Annotated in this window: 4 protein-coding genes; all 4 read right to left on the bottom strand. The window is 61.6% G+C overall.

Translation table 11 applies throughout. The annotated features are described in order from the left end of the window. Positions 1–75: 75 nt before the first annotated feature. Positions 76–399 carry a DUF3392 domain-containing protein gene (locus BKD70_RS23270; protein ID WP_003195099.1) on the bottom strand — a complete coding sequence of 108 codons (324 nt, stop codon included), beginning with the start codon at positions 397–399 and terminating at the stop codon, positions 76–78. A 19-nt stretch (positions 400–418) separates the two neighbouring features. Next, entirely contained in the window at positions 419–1,621 is a 1,203-nt protein-coding gene (gene hemW / locus BKD70_RS23265) for a radical SAM family heme chaperone HemW (protein ID WP_070415485.1), read from the bottom strand. Beyond that, positions 1,618–2,214: an RdgB/HAM1 family non-canonical purine NTP pyrophosphatase gene (gene rdgB / locus BKD70_RS23260; protein WP_070415484.1), complete on the bottom strand. Its 597-nt coding sequence runs from the start codon at positions 2,212–2,214 to the stop codon at positions 1,618–1,620. Before rdgB ends, hemW begins: the two co-directional genes overlap by 4 nt. Beyond that, on the bottom strand, positions 2,211–2,467 hold a 257-nt coding region (locus tag BKD70_RS23255), incomplete at its 5' end, for a DUF4426 domain-containing protein (protein WP_139145824.1). The genes BKD70_RS23255 and rdgB, both read right to left, overlap by 4 nt.

The following is a 2,467-nucleotide window of genomic DNA, read 5'->3' as shown; positions in this document are numbered from 1 at the left end:
GGTATCACTGATACACCGAGGTGTCTGTATCGCAGGCAAGCCAGCTCCCACATTTGTTTTGTAGTGCCTGCTGAGTCAGCGGCGGTCTGCTACCACGCCAATCAACACCAGCACCACGATCAACACCGGTGCCAGGCTGTAGTTATTGAACTGGCTCAACCCCCGCACAATCCACGGCGTGGCATAGATCAACGCCGCACCGCTGCCGATCAGGCACAGCAGGGCCATCAAGGGTACGCGCAAGGCGCCGGCGATGCTGCCCAGGCGCGCTTCGACCCAGCCCTTGATGTCGGCGCCGAACAGAACCAGCAAACAGCCCACAAGGGCCAACGAGATTTCCGACAGGTTGCTACGGCTCCAGCGGGATACGGTGGCGAGCAGGTCGAGTACCAGATCCATTCGATTTCCTTAAGAGCTATCAGCTCAAAAACTTCTGCAACAGGTCATTGAGAAAGAGTTGCCCGCGGTCGGTGGCCGCCAGGCGTGACGGTTCGACCTGCATTAATCCACTTTGTTCTGCGTCGCGGCGGCCTTCATCGAGGCTGGCCAGATCGAGGCCGGTGCGCTCGGCGTAGAGCTTGGCATCAACCCCTTCGGTGAGGCGCAGCGCGTTCATCAGAAACTCGAACGGCAGTTCATCGTTGGTCAGTTCTTTCGCGCCGGCCTGGAAGCTTTTGGCCGGGTTGAGGTAGTCCTTTGGTGCACGGGTTTTCCAGGTGCGGATAATGCGCCCGTCCGGGTGGCTGAGCTTGCCGTGGGCCCCGGCGCCGATGCCGATAAAGTCGCCAAAGCTCCAGTAATTGAGGTTATGCCGCGCCGGCCGTCCCGGTTGGGCGTAGGCCGAGACTTCATATTGTGCGTAACCGTGTTCGGCGAGCAGTGCCTGGCCGGCTTCCTGGATATCCCACAGCGTGTCGTCTTCCGGCAGCGCGGGCGGCTGGTTCCAGAACACGGTGTTGGGTTCCAGGGTCAGTTGGTACCAGGACAGGTGCGTCGGCTTGAGTGCAATGGCCTGGCGCAGGTCGCCCAAGGCGTCCTCCAGGGACTGGTTGGGCAGGCCGTGCATCAAGTCCAGGTTGAAGTTGTCGAACCCGGCCTGGCGCGCCATGCCGGCTGCGCGCACGGCGTCATCGCCATTGTGGATGCGGCCCAGGGCTTCAAGCTTCTCTTGCTGGAAGCTCTGGATGCCGATGGACAGGCGATTGATCCCCAGTTTGCGGTACGCCACGAACTTCTCTTGTTCGAACGTCCCGGGGTTGGCTTCCAGGGTGATCTCGATATCGTCAGCAAACGGGATACGCGCTTGAACGCCCTTGAGCAGGCGGCCCAGTGCAGCCGCGCTGAACAGGCTGGGCGTGCCGCCGCCAAAGAAGATCGAACTCAGCTTACGGCCATATACGGCGTGCAGGTCTTGGTCCAGGTCGGCCAGCAGGGCATCCACATACTCTTCTTCCGGCAGCACTTTGCTCGCGGTGTGGGAGTTGAAGTCGCAATACGGGCATTTACGCACGCACCACGGGATGTGGATATACAGCGCCAGGGGCGGCAGATGGGGCAGGGCCGCCCGTGGTGTTTGCGCGCCACCGTGGATCAGCGGCTGCGCAGAGGTGTTCTGGGTCATTTCAAACCCAGGCGCTGGCGCAGCAACGCCATGGCGCGGGCGCGGTGGCTGATCTGATTTTTGTCGGCCGGGCTCAGTTCAGCGCTGGAGACATTGCGCTCCGGCACCCAGAACAGCGGGTCATAGCCAAAGCCATGTTCACCGCTGGCCGCGTGCAGGATGCGCCCGTGCCACAAGCCTTCGCACAGAATCGGCAGCGGGTCGTCGGCATGCCGCACCAGGGCCAACACGCAGACGAACTGCGCACCACGCTCGGCCTCCGGCACGTCTTTGAGGGCGTCGAGCAGCTTGACGTTGTTGGCTGCATCGCCCTGGCCGTCGGCGTAACGGGCCGAGTAGATACCAGGGGCGCCGCCGAGGAAATCCACGGCCAGGCCCGAATCATCCGCCAGGGCCGGCAGGCCAGAGATACGCGCAGCATTGCGGGCCTTGAGGATGGCATTCTCGACGAACGACAGGCCGGTCTCTTCCGGTTCGACCTGGCTGAACTCGCCGATCGAACGCAGTTGCACAGACTCACCGAGCATGGCCTGCAGTTCTTTGAGTTTGCCGGCGTTATGGCTGGCGAGTACGAGTTGGGTAAGGTTCATCATTGGGCGGGGAACAGTTCTTGGTTGAATTGGAAGCCGTGGGCCTTGCCGCCGGTTTCAACGTTGATGGTGAAGGTCTTGTATTCCCGTTGCGTCACGGTGTAGGGCGCGAGGTAGCTGATGCCGCCTTTTTCTTCGATCTGCTTGAACGTCAGGATCTCGCTTTTGCCGCCCAGGTCCTTGATAGTGCCGGTGACTTGCGCGGCCACTGGGCTTACGCCCTTGATCACGGTGACGTTGATCAACCCCTTCTCCT

It is taken from the genome of Pseudomonas sp. BS-2016 (assembly GCF_001806145.1).
Taxonomy (GTDB): Bacteria; Pseudomonadota; Gammaproteobacteria; order Pseudomonadales; family Pseudomonadaceae; genus Aquipseudomonas; species Aquipseudomonas lundensis.
This window is presented reverse-complemented; position numbering and strand designations above follow the sequence as displayed.